Raw genomic sequence first — 20,780 nt, 5'->3', positions numbered from 1 at the left:
GCCACCCGAGATTTGAAATCATCGCCCGCCGTCCCCGGTCCGATCTGTGTCGTCCCATCCCAAGCCAGATCAGCACCTAGCATCCCCGGCTGCTTATTGCAAATAATTCGCAATAGCAACTGAGGCGCGCCCAATACCGTTCCGATTTGCACGCCACCGTGACAGTCACGTAACAGCGCGAGGTGGCGGGCCACATCGGCGGCGATCGGCCGCCTGTCCATGGCAAACCGGTCGCGACCCGACCGTTCAATCGATGCGGTCACTGTTCTCGTCCTTTGTGTTGATGAGTGCCGGCTGCGATGCCCTGCCGAGCATGACCCGCGCGCCGGCCCGTTCGACACATCGCGCCAGCGACAGCGCCGTCCGCAGCCCGGCGTTTGAGATTGTGCGTTTCCGGTGGAGCGCGGCCGCGCCGCGCAGGACGGCGCTCGCCAGCCTGAGCAGCACGATCGCGCTCCATCGCCGGCCGCGACTGAGCGCGGTCACGCTCCCACCGTGGCGAGCTGGACGATCCGCAGCAGCACGAGGCCGGCGGCGACGACGAGATAGCCGCGCAGCACGATCATCCAGATCCGGCTCAGCGGGCTGAGCCGCGCCGGCGGCAGCCGGTCGAGCGGCGGCATCCGCCAGCTGTCGCGGTCGACCAGCGAGGGCTTGCGATTGAAGCGGAAGGACGCGTTTCCGCGCGACGACATCCCGTAGAACTTGACGGCTGCCGTCACCAACAACGCGAGCAGGCTGCCGGCGACGAGGATGCCGATGATCCACGCCTCGCCGAGATCGGGGAACAGCACCGCGGCGGTCAGGATCACCGACAGCATCACCAGCCCCGCGACCACCGCGCCGGTGAACAGGTTCAGCCTGAGGGAATTGACCCAGGGCCCGAGGATGTGGCGATCGTTGCACCGCAGCAGCAGGAACACGGTCGCGCTCGGCAGCAGCACGCCGGCCAGCGTCTGCACCGCGTTGGTCAATAGTCCGAGCGGCGTGCCCGGCGTCAGCACCAGCGCCGCCGCGAGCACGATCAGGCCGCAATAGACGCTGTAGAAGCCCTTCGCGTCCCACGGCTTGCGGTGCAGCGAGTGCTTGACCGCGAACACGTCGCCGATCGCATAAGCGGTCGCGAGGGAGACTGCCGCAGCATCGATGATGCAGGCATCGAGCAGCGCAAGGGCGAACAGCACCGCCGGCAGCCGGCCGGCATATGTCTCGAGGCCCACAGCGGTCCCCAGCGCGTCGGTGTAATTGCCGAATTCGGGCTTTCCTGCGAAGACTGCCGCGCAGAACGAGATCATCGCGACGGCGCCGACCACCACCAGCACGATGCCGATGCACAGATCCATCCGCTCATAGCGGATGAAACGCGGCGTGATCCGCTTGTCGACGATGTAGCTCTGCTGGAAGAACAATTGCCACGGCGCCACCGTGGTACCGACGATGGCGACGATCAGCAGCATCACCTCGCTGAGCTTGGCGTCCTGCGGCATCTTCGGCACGAAGAAGTCCGCCGCGATCTGCCCGACCGGCGGATGCACCATCAGGATCACGGGTACCAGCAGCAGGCTGCCGGCGACCAGCACAATTCCGAAGCGTTCGAAGCGGCGGAAGTCGCCGGTCGAGACCGCCAGCATCACGATAACAGCCGAGGCCAACACGCCCCAGAACTGCGAGACGCCGAGAAAGTGAAGTGCAAACGTGATGCCGATGAACTCGGTGACGATGGTCAGCGCGTTCAATACCAGGAGGTCGATGACGCTGAAGGCACCCCAGAACTTGCCGAAGCGCTCGAAGATCAGCCGCGCATGGCCGACCCCGGTGACGGCGCCGAGCCGCACCACCATCTCCTGGTTGACGTAGAGCACCGGGATCAGCTGCAGAAGCGTCCACAGCAGCGCGGTGCCGTAATTCTGTCCGGCCTGGGTATAGGTGCCGAACGCGCCGGCGTCGTTGTCGCCGACCATCACGATCAGGCCGGGGCCGACGATCGCCAGCAGCGTCTTCAGCCGGGCCAGCAAGGTCGCGCGCGGCGCGGTGTCGTCGCGCGCGATGCTGCCGAGCGCGCCGTGGATGTCGCCGGCATGCGCGCTGTCGAGAATGGCGGTTTGTGTGGTCTTGCTTTCGGTCATTTCGCGTCTCCTCGCCGCCTTTCGGCACGGCGGGAGGGACGCAGGCGTCGTCAGGCGCGCACGTCTCCGCTGCCCTGAGCAGCGGCATTTCCAGATCTGATGCAGCTCAATGATCCCGCTGCCGCGCCGCGATGGCGCGCAACGGGACGACTAGGTCCTTCGTCCATGTCGGCCTCCTAAACCAAGACGACTACTTCCGACCGAGCAGCGGGCGCCGCTTCACCTCGCCCCGCGTGCGGGGAGAGGTCGGATCGCATCGTCAGATGCGATCCGGGTGAGGGGGAGCTTCCGCGAACTCAGCTATTACCGTGTGCGCGGAGACGGCCCCTCACCCCAACCCTCTCCCCGCAAGAACGGGGAGAGGGAGCGGCCAGCACTGTCGTTATCAAGCCCGCCCTCACGGTCGGCCTAAGCGCACAGCCGTGGCTTCGCTGCGGCGCGTCGCTGCTGATCGAGATCACCGCCGCTGTCGTCGACGATCCAACGGCATTCCAGGCGGCCGTCGATCAGGACCCAATGACAGGCCGGGGTTGGACGCCGGCGGCGGCCCGCCAGGCGGCGAAAGCCCGGCAGGTTGTCATTGCAATGAATGGCGGCCGGCGGCGGCATGCGCCGCGGCTCGACAACGCGCCGCGGGCTTGCTTGCCGGAATTTTGCGAGCTTTTCGAACATCGCTCACCTCCACTTCCGCTGGTCGCGGCAGGCCGGTGAGAAGCAGTGGTCAGCTTGGGCCCGACCACCCGTCCACGCAGGCGAGATCTGCGCGATCAGTCTTGCTGTGTTACGGCGTCACCAGTCCCGGCATCGCCGGACTACTGTCGCCTGAGTTGCTACTGCCCATGTGCCTTCTGTGCTGGCTCGTGGATCGACTTGTCTCCGGAGATAGAACCCCCGGCGCGGAACGAACGTTCCGATCATCGGGCACTACGCCCGCGACAATGGCCTGTCAAGCCGATTCCGCTATCCTCCGGGGAGGATCACGGTTATCCTCCGGGGAGGATAGGAGAGCCAGATGTCCGACGACCATCCGCACGCTGCGATCGCCAGGCGCCTGAAGCGCGCCAACGGCCATCTCGACACCATCGTCGAGATGATCGAGCAGGGCCGGCCCTGTGCGCAGATCGCCCAGCAATTGCAGGCGGTGGAGAGCGCGATCGAGAGCGCCAAGAAGGCGCTGATCCACGATCACATCGGGCACAGCCTCGAGGACACGCTGAAGGCATCGGGGCCGAAAGGGCGAGCCGTGCTACGCGATTTCAGACTGGTCGCGAAGTATCTGTGATTGCCGCGTTCAAGAATTGACCCGCCCGGGGGGATCACCGGACGGGTCGGTTGCGGCACGGGGTGGATGAGGACCCGTGCCGAACACAGGATCCGCAACCCTGGGAATTGCGTCGATCAGTAGGAGCAGCTGCGCACGCGGCCGATGTAATTGCCGTAGGCGTCGAACTGGCGCACCCAGCCGCAGCGCCGATAGCCACCGCCGTAGTAATAGCCGTCGCTGGCCGCGATCGCGCTGCCGACAACGGCAGCGCCGACGAGACCTGCGCCAACGCCCCAGCCCCAGCCATAGGGCTTCGCTTCAGCCTGCGACGTCGTGGACGCGATGGTGCCGGTCACGGCGAGCGCGGTGAGGGCGAGGGCGGCGAACTTGGTCTTGATCGACATGGAATACTCCATCCTGTGTGGGCGGCACCGGTGTGGTCCGCATGCCCGTTGGACGGAGGCTGTCCGGTTCCGGTTCGAAGACCGGGGCGGAAATTTGGTTTCGCGAATTGTTTCGTCGCGCTTGTCAGGACGAAGCAATCGCGGTCATTTGCCGCGAAATACGCTGGGATCGAACCTGTCGACGTCGGCGAGCAGCTCGCAGAACGCGCGCGCGCCGTGCTCGATCAGCTTCTCGCCCTTCTCGGCCGAGGCCTTGGTCGCATCGCCGATCGCGCCGCTCGGATTGAGGTCCTGCGCCTGCCAGGCGAACGGCGCCGGCCGCTGCGTCGACAGAAAGCGATAATCCTTCTCGATCCGCACGCTGGCCGGCTTGAAGTCCGCGATCGCATCCTTGCGCACGGCGTGCGGATATTTCGCCAGCATGATCGAGGTCTCGACCGCGCCGCCATGGATGCCGTGGCGCAGTTCGCCAGCGTCGAACAGCCCGTCGGGCGCGCCGAAGCGCGACCAGCTCGTGGTCACCACCAGCATCTGATGGTGCGCGCGCAGATCCTGCGCCACCAGCTGCATCGCGGCGGAATTGCCGCCATGGCTGGTCACGATCACGAGCTTCCTGACGCCTGCGCGCGCCACGCTCTCGCCGAGCGCCATCCAGCTCTTCAGCGCCACGTTGGTCGGCAAGGTCAAGGTACCCGGAAAATCGATGTGCTCGGTTGAGATGCCAACCGGCTGCAACGGCAGGAACGTGGCGGGAGTGGGCGCCGGCAGCAACTCTCGCACCCGCGAAAGATAGGCCTCGCCGATCATGACGTCGGTTCCGAGCGGCAGATGCGGCCCGTGCTGCTCGGTCGCGGCCAGCGGCAGCACCGCAATCCAGCGCGCGGCCGTATCCCTGGCGATATCGGACCAGTGGATGGCGGTCCAGTCGCGGGGCGGAAGCTGAGAAGTCATCAAGCCGGTCGTTTCAATACAAGCGTTTCACGGGATGGATTTGCAGGCTAGTTTGTTTAACATCATAACGGGTTCGCGTCTCCGGGCGCGGTCCACGTCTTCCCGCCTTCCATCATGGGCCATAATGATCGACGGAGTCCAACCATGATCCCGGCCTTTTTGCTGCGAGCGTTAACCACAAGCCTTCTGACCGCCGCGCTTTGCGTTGCCGCGGCGCTTGCCCCGGCGCGGGCCCAGACCTTGGACAAGGTCTCGTTCGGCACCAATTGGGTCGCCGAGGGCGAGCATGGCGGGTTCTTCCAGGCGCTCGCCGACGGCACCTACAAGAAATACGGCCTCGACGTCACCATCGTGCCCGGCGGTCCCAACGAGAACAACCGCATGCTGCTGATCGCGGGCAAGCTCGACTTCTTCATGAGCGCGAACTCGCTGCAGACCTTCGACGCCGTCACCAACAACGTGCCGCTGGTCGCCGTCGCCGCCATGTTCCAGAAGGACCCCCAGGTCTTCCTGACCCATCCCGAGGTCAAGGCCACGAAGATCGAGGATCTGAAGCCGCTCACGCTTTTGATTTCGAAGGAGGGCATCACCAGCTACTTCCAGTGGCTGAAGTCCGAATATGGCTTCGACGAGAACAAGGTGAAGCCCTACACCTTCAACCCGCAGCCTTTCATCGTGAACAAGCAGACCGCGATGCAGGGCTACGTCACCTCGGAGCCCTTCGCGGTCGAGAAAGCCGCCGGCTTCAGGCCGAACGTGCTGCTGCTCGCCGATTACGGCTTCAACTCCTACTCGACGCTGATCGAGACCCGCCGCGACCTGGTCGACAAGAAGCCTGACCTCGTGCAGCGCTTCGTCGATGCCTCGATCGTCGGCTGGTACCACTACGTCTACGGTGACAACTCGGCCGGCAATGCGATGATCAAGAAGCTCAATCCCGACATGAACGACGAGCTGCTCTCCTATTGCGTCGCCAAGATGCGCGAGCACGGCATCGTCGATTCCGGCGATTCCATCAAGAACGGCATCGGCGCCATGACCGATGAGCGGATGGCGAGCTTCTTCGACAAGATGGTGCGCGCCGGCGTGGTCAAGAGCGCTATCGACTATCGCCAGGGCTACACGCTGCGCTTCGTCAACAAGGCTGTCGGCGCCGAGCTCCGGCCGAAGAACTGACGGGTGCGGACGGGCGATGGCGGAGCCTGCGTTGTCTGGATCTGATGCAGCGTCGGCTGTGCGCCTGCGCGGCGTCAGCAAGACCTATGACAGCGGCGTGAGGGCACTCGGGCCGCTCGACCTCGACGTGAGGCGCGGCGAGTTCGTCTCGCTACTCGGGCCCTCCGGTTGCGGCAAGTCCACCGCGCTGCGGCTGATTGCAGGTCTCGCCACGCCAAGCGCCGGCACGGTCGAGGTCTCGCATCATGGCGCGGAGCAGCGCGGCAGCCACCGCATCGGCTTCGTATTTCAGGAGCCGACCCTGATGCCGTGGGCTACCGTGCGCGACAATGTCCGCCTGCCGCTGAAGCTTGCCCGCCTGCCTGCGACCGACGCCGACGCGCGGGTCGATGCGGCGCTGGATCAGGTCGGGCTTGCGGAGTTCGCGAGAGCCTATCCGCGCGAACTGTCCGGCGGCATGAAGATGCGGGTGTCGCTGGCGCGGGCGCTAGTTACCGATCCGGATGTCCTTCTGATGGACGAGCCGTTCGCGGCGCTCGACGAGATCACGCGGTTTCGGCTCAACAACGACTTGCTGTCGCTGTGGCGCAGTCTGCACAAGACCGTCATCTTCGTGACGCACTCGGTGTTCGAGTCGGTCTATCTGTCCGAGCGCGTGATCGTGATGACCGCCCGCCCGGGCCGGATCGGCGCCGAGTTTCGCATCACCTCGCCGGAACCGCGCGGCGAGGAGTTCCGCACCTCGGCCGAATACGCCGCGTTCTGCCGCGAGGTCTCCAGCGCGCTGGCGCCATCCTATGCAGGGCAGGCGGGCGCATGAAATCTCCGCAGGACCTCGTCCGTTTTCTGCTGCCGCTTGCGGTGTTCGCCGCTGGCCTCCTGTTCTGGGAAGCCATCGTCCGCGGCTATGGCATCCAACCTTACGTGCTGCCGAGCCCGCTGTTGGTGCTGAAGACGCTGGTTGCGGACTGGCCCATCCTGTCGCAATCGCTCGGCGTCACGCTGCTGACCACGCTCGAAGGCTTCGTTGCCGCGGCAGTCGGCGGCATCGTGCTGGCGCTATTGTTCAACCAGTCGAAATGGCTGGAGTATTCGCTGTTTCCCTATGCGGTGGTGCTGCAGGTCACGCCCGTCATCGCGATCGCGCCGCTGCTCCTGATCTATCTGCAGCAGCAGACCGCGGTGATCGTCTGCGCCTGGATCGTGGCGTTCTTTCCGGTGCTGTCGAACACGACGCTCGGCCTCAATTCGGTGGATCGCAACCTCGCCGGATTGTTTCAACTTTATGGCGCCTCGCAGCTGCAGACGCTGCTGTTCCTGAAGCTGCCCGCGGCGCTGCCCTATATCCTCGGCGGTCTGCGCATCGCCGGCGGGCTGTCGCTGATCGGCGCCGTGGTCGCGGAGATCGCGGCGGGCAGCGCCGGCGCCGGCTCGGGCCTCGCCTTCCGGATCGCTGAATCGGGCTACCGGCTGAATATTCCCCGCATGTTCGCGGCACTTCTGCTGCTATCGCTGGCCGGGATTGTCATTTATGGGTTGCTGGCGCTAGTTTCGCACCTGTTGTTGCGGCGTTGGCATGAAAGCGCGTTAGGAAAGGACAGTTGATGGCCCCGATTTCTTCCGAAAAGATCGATCTGTTGATCTATGGACCGATCCGGCCAATCCTCGAAAACGGCTTTCCCGATCAATACGTGCTGCACCGCGCTGAGAGCCGCGGCGACCTCGAGCGGCTGACGCCCGATACGATGGCCAAGATCCGCGGCATCGCCGTCACTTATCACACGATGGCGACCGACAAGACCGCGCTGGCGATGTTTCCGAAGCTCGAGATCGTCGGCAGCTTCGGCGTCGGCTACGACCACGTCGATTCCGCCTATGCGCGCGATCACAATATCGTGGTCACCAATACGCCCGACGTGCTGACCGAGGAGGTCGCCGATGTCGCGATGGGCTTGTTGATCGCGACGTTGCGCGAGTTCGTTAAGGCCGACCGCTATGTGCGCTCCGGGCTGTGGCAGACCCAGAATTATCCGCTCAGCGTCGGCTCGCTGCGCGACCGCAAGATCGGCATCGTCGGCATGGGCCGGATCGGCCAAGCGATCGGACGCCGGCTCGATGCGTCCCGGGTGCCGGTGTCCTATCACTCGCGCAATCCGTCCAAGGACGTCTCCTACAAGCACTATCCCGATCTGATCGAGATGGCGAAGGCGGTCGACACCTTGATCGTCATCGTGCCGGGCGGCGCCTCGACGGCGAAGATGATCAATGCCGACGTCTTGAAGGCGCTCGGTCCCCGCGGCGTGCTGATCAATGTCGCGCGCGGCTCGGTGGTTGACGAGCCGGCGCTGGTCGCGGCGCTGAAGTCCGGCACCATCCTGGCCGCCGGTCTCGACGTGTTCGCGGCCGAACCGAACGTGCCCGACGAATTGAAGGCGATGCAGAACGTCGTGCTGCTGCCGCATATCGGCTCGGCCTCGGTGGTGACGCGCAACGCGATGGACCAGCTCGTGGTCGACAATATCAAGAACTGGTTCGCCGGCAAGCCGCCGCTGACGCCGGTTGCCGAAACGCCCGTCAAGGATCGCTGATGTCGTTGTCCCGCTTCAACGCCGTGCTGTGTCTGCTGCTGGCCGCGTGCGGTCCGGCAGCGGCGCAGGACGTCACGACGTTGAAGAAGGACATGATCGGGCAGTGGGAGCTCGCCACCACCGAGCGCAGCAAGACCTGCGTCGTGACGCTGAAGGGCGATACGGCGCCGCAAGGCTTCAAGCTCGAGCTCGAGCCCGCCTGCGCCGCCGCGCTGCCCTTCACCAAGGACATCACCGGCTGGAGCATCAAGGGCCTCGGCGACATCGTGCGGCTGCACAATGCCGCCGGCGAGACCGTGATCGATTTCACCGAGGTCGAAACCGGCATCTTCGAAGGCATGCGCACCAACGAGGGCGTCTACATCCTGCAAAACCTTGCCGCGGCGCGCTCGCTCGCCAAATCGATGGACCAGATGATCGGCGACTGGTCGATGGTGCGCGGCAACGGCCAGGCGATCTGCACGCTGGTGCTGACCAACACCGACGCCGGCAACGACAATTTCCAGGTGTTCCTGAAGGGCAAATGCGATCCCGCGGTCGCTTCCTTCAACCCGACCATGTGGCGGCTCGATCACGGCCAGATGATCCTGATGTCGGCCAAAGGCGAGACCTGGCAGTTCGAGGCCGACGACAACGCCCAGTGGCGCCGTGTCCCGGACAGCGCCGATCCGCTGATCATGCTGCGGGAGCAGTAGGTCGGGGCTGGCTTCGTAGCCCGCATGAGCGCAAGCGATATGCGGGATTTCGCCGGTGCATTCCCCGGGTATCGCTTCGCTCACCCGGCTACGGGATTGCCACAAGCTCCGTGTCGTCCGCGCCTAGTGCGAAATTGCGCACGGGAGCAGGGACCCATAGCCACGATGCCGGTTGGTTTTGCGCGGCTGTGGCCATGGCTCGCTTCAGCAACTCAACCCTGTGGTTATGGGACCCTGCTTTCGCAGGGACGCCAAGGATTTGCTTCTGCCTGAAAAAAATTCCCTTTCCGCTGTCGATTCACCCCCTCCCAAATCGTCGTTCCCCATAGCGAGCCGGTCTTGCGGCGATCATCGCCGCGTCTCGCCCAACAGGAGTTTTCCGATGCGCTTCATGTATATCGTCACCTCGCCCCAGCCCCCGGGCCCGCCGACGCCGGCTCTGATGGAGGCGATGGGCAGGCTTGCCGAGCGGGAAATCAAGGCGGGCCGCATGATCGACACCGGCGGGCTGTTGCCGGTCGCGATGGGCGCCCAGGTCCGCATCACCGACGGCAAGCTCAACGTCGTCGACGGGCCCTTCGTCGAGACCAAGGAGATGATCGGCGGCTATGCGATCTTCGAGCTCCGCAACAAGGAAGAGGCGGTCGCCGCCGCCGTGGAGTTCATGCAGCTGCACAAGGAGCATATGCCGGGTTGGGAGGGAACCTGTGAGGTTCGCCCATTCGCCACCCCGGGCGCCGACGGCGGTTGTCAGGTCGATGTGTCCGCCTGCGCCTGATGCGCCGCGCGAACAGGGCGTTCGCAAGCGAAGTGGACGCCGGTTCGCGTGAAGAAAACGCGTCAGGACGAGAATCCAGGTCGGCGGCGATGACGGCCGCCGACATCCAGGCCACGATTCTTGCGGTGTGGCGCATCGAGCAGCCGCGGCTGATCACCAGCCTGTCGCGGATGCTGCGTGACGTGCCGCTCGCCGAGGACCTGACCCAGGAAGCGCTGGTCGCCGCGCTCGAGCATTGGCCGGCCGATGGCGTGCCGGAAAAGCCCGGTGCCTGGCTGATGGCGACGGCCAAGCGCCGCGCGCTCGATCATCTGCGCCGCAACCGCATGCTGGCCGAAAAGCACGGCGTGATCGCGCACGACCTGGCGCGGGAGCAGGAGACCATGCCCGACTTCGATGCCGCGCTCGACGACGATATCGGCGACGAATTGCTCCGGCTGATCTTCACCGCCTGCCATCCGCGCCTGTCGCGGGAGGCGCGCGCCGCGCTGGCGCTCAGGATGATCTGCGGCCTCACCACCGAGGAGATCGCGCGCGCCTTCCTGCAGGCGGAGGCGACCATCGCCCAGCGCATCGTGCGCGCCAAGCGCACGTTGTCGGAGTCAGGCCTTGCCTATGAGACGCCGCGTGGCGAGGAGCTGTCCGAGCGGCTCGCCTCCGTGCTCGAGGTCGTCTACCTCATCTTCAACGAGGGCTATACCGCGGCAAGCGGCGACGAATGGCTGCGGCCGCAGCTCTGCAACGAGGCGCTGCGCATGGGCCGCGTGCTGACCTCGATCGCACCATCGGAGCCGGAGGCGCACGGCCTGCTGGCGCTGATGGAGTTCAACGCCTCGCGGATGGCGGCGCGCACCGATGCGTCCGGTGAGCCGATCCTGCTGATGGACCAGAACCGTGCGCGGTGGGATCGCCTGCAGATCCGCCGCGGGCAGCTCGCGCTGGCGCGTGCCCGCGAGCTCGGCGGCGCCGGCGGCTTCTATGTGCTGCAGGCCGCGATCGCCGCCTGCCACGCCGAAGCCGGAACACCGGACGCGACCGACTGGCGCCGCATCGCCGCGCTGTACGGCGATCTCGCCGCGCTCTTGGATTCACCCGTGATCGAGCTCAACCGCGCAGTTGCGATCGGCATGGCCGAGGGGCCGCTTGCTGCGCTCGCGATCGTCGACGGCCTCACCGATGAGCCGGCGCTGAAATCCTATCATCTGCTGCCGAGCGTGCGCGGCGATCTGCTGAATAAGCTGAGCCGTTTCGCGGAGGCGCATGCCGCGTTCGAGGCCGCCGCCGCATTAGCCGGCAATTCGCGCGAGCGCGAGTTCCTCAAGCGGCGCGCCGCAATCGCTGCGCGTGCCGCGCAGGATCATGGCTGCCGCTGACGGCTCCGCGATTCCGGCGGAGCGAAACCATGTAGCCCGCATGAGCGAAGCGACATGCGGGTCTTTGCGACGAGCAACCCCGGGTGTCGCTTCGCTCACCCGGGCTTCACAAGGTTGCTGCGGGTCGTCGTGTCCGCGATTTCGACTCAAACCTGCGGCATGCTCGGACGAAATTCTCTCGGACCGGGAACTGCCACCATGACGAAGCCATCCGTGCTGGCGATCGGCCTCGACCCGACCTTCGTCGATCTGTCCGTCATGCCGCAGTTCACGCCCGAACTGGTGCGCAGCTATCTCGACGCGCAGATCGACGGCCTGCGGACGCTCGGCTACGACGTCGAGAGCTGCCTGATCGACCTCGGCGATACGGCGGAAGCCGTGACGGCGGCGGCCCTCAACGCGCGCCGCTACGACTGCGTCGTGATCGGTGCCGGGCTGCGCGAGCCGCCGGAGCGGCTCTTGCTGTTCGAGACGATCCTGAATCTGGTGCACCGGCTCGCCCCCGATGCCGCCATCTGCTTCAACACCAGGCCGGCCGACACCGCCGCGGCCGTGCAACGCTGGGTCAGGCCGTAGGACGCCAGATGGGCGTCGCCTTGAGCCGGCGAATCGGGCTCGGCGCGCTGCCCGCCGCCCAAGGCGGACACTCGGGCCGGCCCGATGCCGGCATTGGCCGGAGGCTCGCCGCGAAGGCCCGGCGGTTGTTGCCGGCGGCAACCTATGACACCATCCAGAGTCCGATTTGTTTTAGACTTTGGAAGCCTATGCCGCGCCGCAAATTTGCCTGGGAAAAGCTGACGGACGAGCAGTTGCTCGCGCAACCGCTCAATCGTCTGAGGGTTGCCGTCGAGGGCACCTGGCTCGCCGATTGTGTGAATACGCTCTATGAGGAGCTCGAGGAGCGCGGCATCCGGTTGCGGCCGCACACGTGGATCTCGAGCGAATGGTTCAGCCCGGCAGATGTGCCCGGCATCGCGATCCCGTTCTACCTCGCCCATCCCCGCCTGATGAAGCTCGAGAAGAAGATGATGCTCGACGTCGAGGGCGCCTCGTGGTCCGAGTGCATGGCGATTCTCCGCCACGAGGCGGGGCATGCCGTGCAGCACGGCTACCAGCTGCAGCGCCGCCGGCGCTGGCAGCAGCTGTTCGGCCCGTCGTCGCAGCACTATCCGCGCTACTACCGGCCCAATCCGGCCAGCCGCAATTATGTCCAGCATCTTCGCCTCTGGTACGCGCAGAGCCATCCGGATGAGGACTTCGCCGAGACCTTCGCGGTGTGGCTGCGGCCGCGCTCGAACTGGCGGACGCGCTATGCCGGCTGGCCCGCGCTGAAGAAGCTCGAATATGTCGACGAGCTGATGGGCGAGATCGCCGGCAAGCGGCCGCTGCTCCCGACGCGCGAGCGGGTCGATCCGCTGCATACGCTCAAGCAAACGCTCGCCGAGCACTACAGGAAGAAGCAGGCATTCTACGCCTTCACGCCGCCGAAGACCTACGACCGCGATCTCTCCAAGCTGTTCTCCGCCGATCCGCGGCATTATCGGCGTCCGCCGGCCGCGGCCTTCATCAGGCGGCACCGCGCCCAGATCAGGCAGCTGGTGGCGCGGTGGACCGGCGAGAACCAGTTGACGCTCGATGCCGTGCTCGATGATATGATCTCGCGCTGCCGCGAGCTCAATCTGCGTGCCGTCGGCCCCGAGCAGAAGCTCGTGACAAACTTCACCATTCTGCTGACCGCCAAGACCATGCACGCGCTGTTCGGCCCGTCGCGCCGGAAATGGATCGCGCTATGAAACAGCTTCGCATTCTGGTGCTGATGCACCCGGACTGTGTGCCGCCCGACTCCAGCGATGGATACAGCGCGCGGGAGATCAACGAGTGGAAGACGGAATACGACGTCGTCAGCACCCTGCGCGCGGCCGGCCATGAGGTACGTCCGCTCGGCGTGCAGGAGGAAATCAAGCCGGTACGCGACGAGATCGAGGGCTTCAAGCCGCACGTCGTGTTCACGCTGCTGGAGGAGTTTCACTACGACGTCGTGTACGACCAGCACATCGCGAGCTATCTCGAGCTGATGAAGATCGCCTATACCGGGTGCAATCCGCGCGGCCTGATCCTGGCGCGCGGCAAGGATCTGTCCAAGACGCTGGTGCACCATCGCCGGATCCCGGTGCCGGCCTTCGCCGTGTTTCCGATGCGCCGCAAGGTCAAGCGGCCGCCGCGTCTCGAGCTGCCGCTGATCGTCAAGAGCCTGAGCAGCGATGGATCGCTGGGTATCTCGCAGGCGTCGATCGTCGATACCGACGAGAAGCTCGCGGAGCGCGTCGCCTTCATCCATGAGCGGATCGGAACGGCCGCGATCGCCGAGCAGTTCATCGAGGGACGCGAGCTCTATGTCGGCGTGCTCGGCAACAACCGGCTGCGGGTGCTGCCGGTGTGGGAATTGAAATTCGGCAGCATGGGCGGCCCTGCCGCGCGCCAGATCGCCACCGAAAAGGTCAAGCACGATACCAGCTATCAGGAGCGCGTCGGGATTGTCGATGGCCCGGCCGAGGATCTCACGCCGGAACTATCCGCCCATATCCAACGGCTGGCGAAGCGCATCTACCGGACGCTGGGGCTCGATGGCTATGCGCGCATCGACTTCCGCCTGTCCACCAATGGCGTTCCGTATTTCATCGAAGCCAATCCCAACCCCGAAATCGCCAAGAGCCAGGAGTTCGCGACGGCCGCCGGGCATGACGGGCTGGACTATCCGGATCTCCTGCAGCGCATCGTGACGCTCGGAATAAGCCGCGCCAAGGCCGGCGCGTCGCTGGGCTGACTCGAGGCCGCTAGATCATGATGCGTTTCCACAGAATCGCATCATGATCTCATCTCCTTGTTTGAGCATGATCTTTTCGGAAAACCGGTTTCCACTTTTCCGGATCATGCTCTAAAGGCTGCGCTGCATCGGATGGCGTCGCGCATCCTTGGGGATGAACATCGCAAACGTTTCCCTAACGCGCGCGGCCGGCGTCACTGTGCCGGCAGCCGCGGACGCTGGGGCCGCCGTCGGATGAAACGCGTCCGGTTCCGGCCAGCGCCGTGCAAGGATTTCGTTTACCGAAACCGGCATGGCGAGCCCATCACTGTGGCAGCTGTCGTAGACGTACAAACCGGCAAGAAAAATCGATACGACAACAAGGATCGTCCTGAAAATCGGCATTGTGCTTGCGCCTTCTTGATTGAGGCGAACAATGCCCGGTGACGGTGAACCGCGCGTTTAGGGCCGAGGCCGATCGGCCGATACGGTTCCCAACTCATGAACAGAAGCTTGCGTAAACGGCCCGCTTACCAATGCCTTCAAGGTTGCGGCAACCAGCTTTCCTCACCGGCGGGAAAGAAGTCTTTGGCATTGAAAGACCAACAACAAGACTGAGGAGGCACCATGTTCGTCGCCATTCGAGTCATGATCCTGATCGCCAGTGCATACGCCGGCTCGGCCGTTGCAGAGATGCAGTTTGCGCCGCTGCCGAGCCTTGCGGCGTCGTCCGCGCCGTAGCGCCGGCAAGCGAGGCGGCGCACCTTACGCCGGACTGGGCGCCACCTCGCCGACCCCGATTGCGCGAGCTGCGTTTTCCGTCATCCTCGTCGCCGTCAGGCGCAGGAAATACAGCGACAGTCCCGGGTTGCGCTCGCACAGCTTCCTCAGTGCGCTGTCGCTGATCCAGAGCAGATCTACATCGGTCGCGGCTTGAGCGGTTTGCGTGCGGCGGCGCTCGAGCGAAAACAGCCCGATCTCGCCGAACAGTTCACCCGCCGATACCCCGCGATCGATCTCGGGAAACCTGACCTCGCCGGACACGACCATGTACAGCAGGTCGGCGTCGTCGCCCTTCCGGAAGATCGTTTCTCCCGCCTTGAGATGCTTCGGCTGCATGAACGGCTGCAGCCAGTTCGGAGAAAGGTCCGTCGCTGCAGCACGCTTCGCTTTCCGAAGCAGCCGAACCATCTGGAACAGCAACACCACGTTCAGGGGCAGCAGAATGATATGCAGGATGAGCACCGGGTAGATCCGGTCGCCCAATCCATAGCTGATGAATGCCAGATTGCTGAATATCGCGACAGCGCGCAGGCTCAACATCGTACTCATGCAGAACGTCAGCAACACAAGCGCCGACGCCAGATAACCCAAACCATCGATCAACGTCATGACAACGCCCACTGGGAAACGAAAATTGTAAGCAAACCGATCTGAAAACGACCGGCAACATACACCAGTGCGCTCAGTTTCCTGAGCGGAAATATCGCCGGCCCACGCTTGCGGCGGTGCACGCGTCGTGACGCGGCCTCAGCTCGACGAACGCGCGCGCGAGGCGACGTGAATGGCGCGGGTCTTGCCGGATTTCGTTTTGGCGGCGACGACGGTCGGGCGCGCCTTGCCGAGCCGGGCCGCGCCCGGCGAGCTCTTTCTGAGCAGCAGCGCGAGCCGCTTGCGCGCGCGGCCGGCGACCGACCTTGCCGCCTCTCGCGCGGCCTCGGCCTTGCGGATGATCGTCGTCACCGCGGACGCCGGCGACGCCGCGACGAAGGCGACATCCTTCGCCTTCGAGAGGCCGCCTATGCCTTCGCACGGCGCTTCGCCCGGCAAGTCGATGCGGATGGCGAGCGTGTCGGCACGCTCGATCCAGTCCTCCGCCTTGGTGCCGGTGATGATCCGGACATAGTCGCGGGTCTCGCGCGGCAGCTCGCTCTGCCGGGCGAGCCATTTCTGGACGCGGCCGCTGCCGGCATTGTAGGCGGCCGCCGCCAGGCCGAGATTGCCGAAATCGTCGCGCAGCTTGCGCAGCAGTCTTGCGGATGCCGGCAACGCCTGCAGCGGATCGAAGGGATCGTCGAGCCCGACTTCGGCCGCCGTCTCCGGCATGAACTGCGCAACGCCCTGCGCACCGGCATGGCTGATCTCGTTCGAGCGAAAGCGGCTCTCCTGCCAGATCAGCCGCGCAAAGAACGCAACGGGGATTTCGCTCGCCTGCGCCGCGTCCTTCAGGCTGTGGCAGAATTTGTCGATCGCGGACAGCTGCGGCTCGGCCGCGGCATCGCTCGGCTGCGCCGCAGGCGCGGGCGTCTTGTCCGCGTCCGTCGCAGCGGGCGCCTCGCTGGCATCAGCGCTTTCGATAAAGCGCGCGGCAAACGGAACGGCGTCGGATGTCGCGTCGCGCGAGAATGTCGGGGCTTGGGTTGAGGCGTTGATCGAGCCGGGCGAACGATCGAAGTCGAGCATCAAGACAAGAAACGCGGCAAGCGCCGCGATGACAAATCGCATTTGCTTCCAGAGACCTGAATTGTGATGTGAGTTGCGCGCAAATGCACTTCGGATCACGACTTTTTAGCGGGTCGATTGCGGCGAAGCCGCGAAATCAGCTGTTTCGCCGTGGAACTTCGCCGCTGTTCGCATTGGAACTTCGACGCTTTCCGTAGCTTTACGGAAGATGATCACGTTGGGATGCACGATGTTCCGACCGTTTTCCGTTGCACGTTTTGCGATTGCACTTTTGCTTGTGTCGGCCGCGCCGGCGGTGGCCGCGGGTCTTGATGCGGCCGCGATCAACGACGTGGCGGCGCCGCCGGCAAAATTGCCGGACCGTCGTCAGCTCAACGCCTTCGTTGCCAAGCTCGAGATCCTGCTCGACCGCGCGCATTTTTCTCCCGGCGAGATCGACGGCAAGCTGGGCGACAACGCGCAGAAGGCGCTCCGGGCGTTTGCCGACGCGAATGGATTGTCCTTCGACAAGGCGGTGACGCCGGAGCTCTGGAGCGGGCTCACAACCGCCAGCGAAGGGCCTGCGATCGTCAGCTACACGATCGTCGACGCCGACGTGAAGGGGCCGTTCGCGAAGAGGATCCCCGCGAGGATGGAGAGCATGAAGAGCCTGCCGGCGCTGGGCTATACCAGTCCGCGCGAAGCGCTCGCCGAAAAATTCCACATGAGCGAGGCGCTGCTTCAGGCGCTCAATCCGGGACAGAAGTTCGACAAGGCCGGCGAGACCATTGCGGTTGCTAACGTCGTCGACGCCGGAAAACCGCCGCAGGTCGCGCGCGTCGAGGTCGACAAGACGCGGCAGGCGCTCAGCACGTTCGATGCAGCAGGTAAGCTGCTCGGCTTCTATCCTGCGACCGTCGGTAGCGCGGAGAAGCCGACGCCGAGCGGAACGCTCAAGGTGACGGCGATCAACAAGAACCCGACCTATCGCTACAATCCGAAATACGCGTTCAAGGGCGTCAGATCGAAGACGCCGTTCACGATCAGGCCCGGTCCGAACAACCCGGTCGGTGTGGTCTGGATCAACCTCTCGGACGAAGGCTATGGCATTCACGGCACGCCCGATCCCGGCAAGGTCTCCAAGGCGGAGTCTCACGGCTGCGTCCGGCTCACCAACTGGGACGCGCAGCGCGTCGCGGCCGGTGTCGCGAAGGGCACGCCGGTTGCGTTCATCGATAGCGCGACAAGCTCAGCAACGGCGACGCGCTGACCTTGACGCAACATCGTTCACAGATCAGCAACCGACAGAAATGTTGGCGCGCTCGGGAGATGATGCGCAGCCGGCGAGCGAAGCGGCTCCGCTTTCCAAAGCCTAGCGCAGGATTCGCTGGTATGCCAATGTCGCGTCGTGCCAAACCCGCAGGAGGTCAGCATGCGAACGATCATAACGAACATAGTGGGAGCACTCTGCGCCATCGCGATGGTCGCGAGCGCGCACGCAGCGGTCAAGGAAGAGCCGGTCACCTATACCGACGGCGAGACCACGATGAAGGGCTTCGTCGTCTATGACGACGCGACCCAGGGCAAGCGGCCCGGCATCGTCATGGTGCACGAATGGTGGGGCATCACCCCGCATATCCATAGCGAGGCGCGGAAGTTCGCGGAGCAGGGCTACGTGGCGTTCGTCGCGGATATGTACGGCGACGCCAAGACCGCCGACAACCCGAAGGATGCCGGCGCGCTCTCGGGCTCGGTGATGAAGAACCCGAAGGTGATGGAGCAGCGTTTCAATGCCGCGCGCGAGCAACTCGCCAAGCAGGCCTCGGTCAATCCGCAGCGGATCGGCGCCGTCGGTTACTGCTTCGGCGGCGCGGTGGTGCTGAACATGGCGCGCACTGGCGCCGATCTTGCCGCCGTCGCGGGCTTCCACGCCTCGCTCGGTCTCAATACCCCCGCACCGGCGCCGGGCACCGTCAAGGCGAAAATCCTGATCCTGAACGGCGCGGACGACCCGTTCGTGAAGCGCGAGCAGTATGATGCGCTGAAGAAGGATTTCGACGCCGCGAAGGCCGATTACCGCATCGTCGAGTATCCCGGCGCGGTTCACGCGTTCACCAACCCCGAAGCCACCGAGCTCGGCAAGAAGTTCAATTTGCCGCTCAGATACGACGCCAAGGCCGATCAGGAATCCAAGGCCGAAGCCGCAAAGCTGTTTGCCGCCAACCTCAAGAAATAAGCAAAAGGGCCACCTAAACGGTGGCCCTTTTCTTTGGCTGGTTCGGCCGCGGAAGTGGCAGGGCCGCGGCCTCGCTGGCGCGGCGGCGCCTTGTAGCCATGCGGAAGACGCAGCCGGGCGCGCGGATGCTGGCCGTCTCGCACGGTTGCCACGGGGCGCTCCCCGGCCGATGATGCGCAAAACGGATCAGAACAATCGAGAGGGAGCGAATGCGCGGGCGTCGTGTGCTGATGGAATCGTTCGTGTCGCACGGCGTGCGTCATATCTTCGGCAATCCTGGCACGACCGAAACGCCACTGCTTGACAGCCTGCCGGCATTTCCGCAACTCGAGTACATCATGGCACTGCATGAAGGTGTCGCGGTCAGCGCCGCCAGCTTCTACGCGCAGGCGTCGGGGCGTGTCACGGTCGCGAACCTGCACGTCGCTCCCGGCCTCGGCAACGGCATCGGCTCGCTGTACGGCGCGCTGAAGGCGGGTTCGCCCGTGGTCGTGACGGCCGGCCAGCAGGATACGCGAATGCGGCTGAAGAATCCGCTGCTCGGCCATGACCTCGTCGCGATGGCGGCGCCGGTGACCAAGTGGAGCGTGCAGATCGAGCGCGCCGACGAGATCGCGCCGATCATGCGCCGCGCGTTCAAGGTGGCGACCGATGCGCCGCAGGGGCCGGTGTTCGTGTCGCTGCCGATCGACGTCATGGAACAGGAGACCGCGGTCGATGCTCTGGCGCCGGACAATTTGTGGCGCTCGCCGCGCCCCGATCCGGCCGGCATCGAAGCGTTTGTCGCGCTGCTTCTGAAGTCGAAAAAGCCGGCCATCATCGCTGGCGACGACGTGGCACGATCGGGCGGCGAGCAGGCGCTGGTGGTGCTCACGGAAGCGATCGGCGCCACCGTGTGGTTCGAGGGGCTCCGCCATCACGCGCCGTTCCCGACCAGCCATCCGAGCTATCGTCAGTCGCTTCCGGGCGACGCAAGGCAGGTGCGCAAGGCGCTCGGCGATGCCGATCTCGTGCTGCTGGTCGGCGGCCCGTTCTTTGAGGACATCTGGTTTGCGCCTGGCGGCCACATCCCTCACGGCGCGTCCGTGCTGCAGATCGAAGCCTCGGCCGAGCGTCTCGCGCTCAACAACCGGCTCGATGCCGGCATCGTCGGCGACATCGCCGTCAGCGTCGGTGCCTTGACGGAGGCGGTACGTGCAAAGGCCAGCGCGGACTTCAGGCAGGCCGCGCAGAACCGCAATGCCGCGCTGGCCGAATTGCAGGCGAAGGAGAAGGAGGCTTATCGCGCGCGGGTCGAGAAAAGCCGGGACCGGCAGCCGACCGCGATGCCGCGTGTCACCGCGGAGCTTCGTCGCGGCCTGCCCGATGATGTCGTCATCGTTGATGAAAGCATCACGGCGAGCCTCGATCTCGCGCGCGCCTTCGACTATCGCGGCTTCGGCGATTATTTCGGCGGCCGCGGCGGCGGCATCGGCCAGGGCCTCGCCGGGGCGATCGGCGTCAAGGTCGCGATGCCGGATCGTCCGGTGGTCGCGATCTCCGGCGACGGCTCGGCGATGTACGCGATCCAGGCGCTGTGGACCGCCGCGCACCACAGGCTTGCGATCGTGTTCGTGGTGCTGGCCAACCGCGAGTACCGCATCCTCAAGCACAATGTGGACGTCTGGCGCCAGAACTTTGAGGCCGGTACCCAGCATCCCTATCAGAACATGGACATCACCGGCCCCGCGCTCGACTTCGTGCATCTCGCGGCCGGCATGGGCGTCGAGGCGGTCAGGGTCGAGAAGGCCGACGACATTGCCGGTGCCGTCGCAAAGGCTGTCGCGGCGCAGCGGCCGTACCTCGTCGAGATCGCAATCGAAGGCAAGCGCTAGGTGGTGTGGACACTTATCGCAGCCATAGGACGATGGCAGCGAGAGTGACGACGGCCCGGTAATTCCGGGC

At 65.0% G+C, this 20,780-nt stretch carries 22 protein-coding genes; 14 read left to right on the top strand and 8 right to left on the bottom strand.

The window, feature by feature from the left end:
- Positions 1-246 precede the first annotated feature (246 nt).
- The 3 genes from Q2M23_RS33335 to Q2M23_RS33325 form a co-directional block, all read right to left on the bottom strand.
- Complete coding sequence (locus Q2M23_RS33335) at positions 247-447, bottom strand: hypothetical protein (RefSeq protein ID WP_316398323.1); 201 nt, start codon at positions 445-447, stop codon at positions 247-249.
- 35 nt (positions 448-482) lie between these two features.
- Positions 483-2,126, bottom strand: a complete 1,644-nt coding sequence (locus tag Q2M23_RS33330; protein ID WP_316398322.1) for an NRAMP family divalent metal transporter — start codon at positions 2,124-2,126, stop codon at positions 483-485.
- A gap of 408 nt (positions 2,127-2,534) precedes the next feature.
- On the bottom strand, positions 2,535-2,798 hold the full coding sequence (locus Q2M23_RS33325; RefSeq protein ID WP_057020120.1) for a hypothetical protein: 264 nt from the start codon (positions 2,796-2,798) through the stop codon (positions 2,535-2,537).
- Positions 2,799-3,138: 340 nt separating this feature from the next.
- On the opposite strand from Q2M23_RS33325, the gene Q2M23_RS33320 reads away from it, so the two are divergent.
- Positions 3,139-3,408, top strand: a complete 270-nt coding sequence (locus Q2M23_RS33320; RefSeq protein ID WP_057020119.1) for a metal-sensing transcriptional repressor — start codon at positions 3,139-3,141, stop codon at positions 3,406-3,408.
- 116 nt (positions 3,409-3,524) lie between these two features.
- Here Q2M23_RS33320 and Q2M23_RS33315 read toward each other — a convergent pair whose 3' ends face one another.
- Both Q2M23_RS33315 and Q2M23_RS33310 read right to left on the bottom strand, forming a co-directional pair.
- Positions 3,525-3,794: a hypothetical protein gene (locus Q2M23_RS33315; protein ID WP_057020179.1), complete on the bottom strand. Its 270-nt coding sequence runs from the start codon at positions 3,792-3,794 to the stop codon at positions 3,525-3,527.
- Positions 3,795-3,938: 144 nt separating this feature from the next.
- Positions 3,939-4,745 carry a creatininase family protein gene (locus tag Q2M23_RS33310; protein ID WP_316398321.1) on the bottom strand — a complete coding sequence of 269 codons (807 nt, stop codon included), beginning with the start codon at positions 4,743-4,745 and terminating at the stop codon, positions 3,939-3,941.
- 144 nt (positions 4,746-4,889) lie between these two features.
- On the opposite strand from Q2M23_RS33310, the gene Q2M23_RS33305 reads away from it, so the two are divergent.
- The 10 genes from Q2M23_RS33305 (at position 4,890) to Q2M23_RS33260 (ending at position 14,179) form a co-directional block, all read left to right on the top strand.
- Positions 4,890-5,921, top strand: coding sequence for an ABC transporter substrate-binding protein (locus Q2M23_RS33305; protein ID WP_316398320.1), 1,032 nt, complete (start codon positions 4,890-4,892; stop codon positions 5,919-5,921).
- A gap of 16 nt (positions 5,922-5,937) precedes the next feature.
- Positions 5,938-6,741 (top strand): ABC transporter ATP-binding protein, encoded by an 804-nt coding sequence (locus Q2M23_RS33300; RefSeq protein WP_316398319.1) that lies wholly within the window; start codon positions 5,938-5,940, stop codon positions 6,739-6,741.
- A complete protein-coding gene (locus Q2M23_RS33295; protein WP_316398318.1) occupies positions 6,738-7,526 on the top strand; it encodes an ABC transporter permease in 789 nt (262 codons plus the stop codon). Before Q2M23_RS33300 ends, Q2M23_RS33295 begins: the two co-directional genes overlap by 4 nt.
- Positions 7,526-8,509, top strand: coding sequence for a 2-hydroxyacid dehydrogenase (locus Q2M23_RS33290; protein ID WP_076832688.1), 984 nt, complete (start codon positions 7,526-7,528; stop codon positions 8,507-8,509). The genes Q2M23_RS33295 and Q2M23_RS33290 overlap by 1 nt, the downstream gene beginning before the upstream one ends.
- Positions 8,509-9,204 carry an AprI/Inh family metalloprotease inhibitor gene (locus Q2M23_RS33285; protein WP_057020113.1) on the top strand — a complete coding sequence of 232 codons (696 nt, stop codon included), beginning with the start codon at positions 8,509-8,511 and terminating at the stop codon, positions 9,202-9,204. Before Q2M23_RS33290 ends, Q2M23_RS33285 begins: the two co-directional genes overlap by 1 nt.
- A 382-nt stretch (positions 9,205-9,586) precedes the next feature.
- Complete coding sequence (locus tag Q2M23_RS33280) at positions 9,587-9,982, top strand: YciI family protein (protein ID WP_076832680.1); 396 nt, start codon at positions 9,587-9,589, stop codon at positions 9,980-9,982.
- Between the two features lie 89 nt (positions 9,983-10,071).
- The gene (locus Q2M23_RS33275; RefSeq protein ID WP_057020111.1) at positions 10,072-11,355 is read left to right on the top strand and encodes an RNA polymerase sigma factor; all 1,284 of its coding nucleotides are present in this window, start codon (positions 10,072-10,074) and stop codon (positions 11,353-11,355) included.
- Between the two features lie 198 nt (positions 11,356-11,553).
- Positions 11,554-11,931, top strand: a complete 378-nt coding sequence (locus Q2M23_RS33270) for a hypothetical protein (RefSeq protein ID WP_076832674.1) — start codon at positions 11,554-11,556, stop codon at positions 11,929-11,931.
- Positions 11,932-11,939: 8 nt separating this feature from the next.
- Entirely contained in the window at positions 11,940-13,148 is a 1,209-nt protein-coding gene (locus Q2M23_RS33265; RefSeq protein WP_316398317.1) for a putative zinc-binding metallopeptidase, read from the top strand.
- Positions 13,145-14,179 (top strand): ATP-grasp domain-containing protein, encoded by a 1,035-nt coding sequence (locus Q2M23_RS33260; RefSeq protein ID WP_050382451.1) that lies wholly within the window; start codon positions 13,145-13,147, stop codon positions 14,177-14,179. The genes Q2M23_RS33265 and Q2M23_RS33260 overlap by 4 nt, the downstream gene beginning before the upstream one ends.
- Before the next feature lie 111 nt (positions 14,180-14,290).
- Here Q2M23_RS33260 and Q2M23_RS33255 read toward each other — a convergent pair whose 3' ends face one another.
- The 3 genes from Q2M23_RS33255 to Q2M23_RS33245 all read right to left on the bottom strand — a co-directional run bounded on the left by Q2M23_RS33255 (position 14,291) and on the right by Q2M23_RS33245 (position 16,663).
- The gene (locus Q2M23_RS33255) at positions 14,291-14,563 is read right to left on the bottom strand and encodes a hypothetical protein (RefSeq protein ID WP_316398316.1); all 273 of its coding nucleotides are present in this window, start codon (positions 14,561-14,563) and stop codon (positions 14,291-14,293) included.
- Positions 14,564-14,923: 360 nt separating this feature from the next.
- Positions 14,924-15,550 carry a Crp/Fnr family transcriptional regulator gene (locus tag Q2M23_RS33250; RefSeq protein ID WP_076832668.1) on the bottom strand — a complete coding sequence of 209 codons (627 nt, stop codon included), beginning with the start codon at positions 15,548-15,550 and terminating at the stop codon, positions 14,924-14,926.
- A gap of 138 nt (positions 15,551-15,688) precedes the next feature.
- Positions 15,689-16,663 (bottom strand): lytic transglycosylase domain-containing protein, encoded by a 975-nt coding sequence (locus Q2M23_RS33245; protein ID WP_316398315.1) that lies wholly within the window; start codon positions 16,661-16,663, stop codon positions 15,689-15,691.
- 187 nt (positions 16,664-16,850) lie between these two features.
- Between Q2M23_RS33245 and Q2M23_RS33240 the strand changes: the two genes are divergently transcribed.
- From Q2M23_RS33240 to Q2M23_RS33230, 3 genes are all read left to right on the top strand, one after another.
- A complete protein-coding gene (locus tag Q2M23_RS33240) occupies positions 16,851-17,870 on the top strand; it encodes a L,D-transpeptidase family protein (RefSeq protein ID WP_316398314.1) in 1,020 nt (339 codons plus the stop codon).
- Positions 17,871-18,032: 162 nt separating this feature from the next.
- Positions 18,033-18,836: a dienelactone hydrolase family protein gene (locus Q2M23_RS33235; RefSeq protein ID WP_316398313.1), complete on the top strand. Its 804-nt coding sequence runs from the start codon at positions 18,033-18,035 to the stop codon at positions 18,834-18,836.
- Positions 18,837-19,045: 209 nt separating this feature from the next.
- Positions 19,046-20,710: a thiamine pyrophosphate-binding protein gene (locus Q2M23_RS33230; protein WP_316398312.1), complete on the top strand. Its 1,665-nt coding sequence runs from the start codon at positions 19,046-19,048 to the stop codon at positions 20,708-20,710.
- Positions 20,711-20,780: the final 70 nt, after the last annotated feature.

It is taken from the genome of Bradyrhizobium sp. 33ap4, from assembly GCF_032654765.1.
GTDB classification, from domain to species: Bacteria; Pseudomonadota; Alphaproteobacteria; order Rhizobiales; family Xanthobacteraceae; genus Bradyrhizobium; species Bradyrhizobium australafricanum.
Note: the sequence above shows the minus strand (reverse complement) of the source record. Positions and strands in the feature narration are given on the sequence as shown.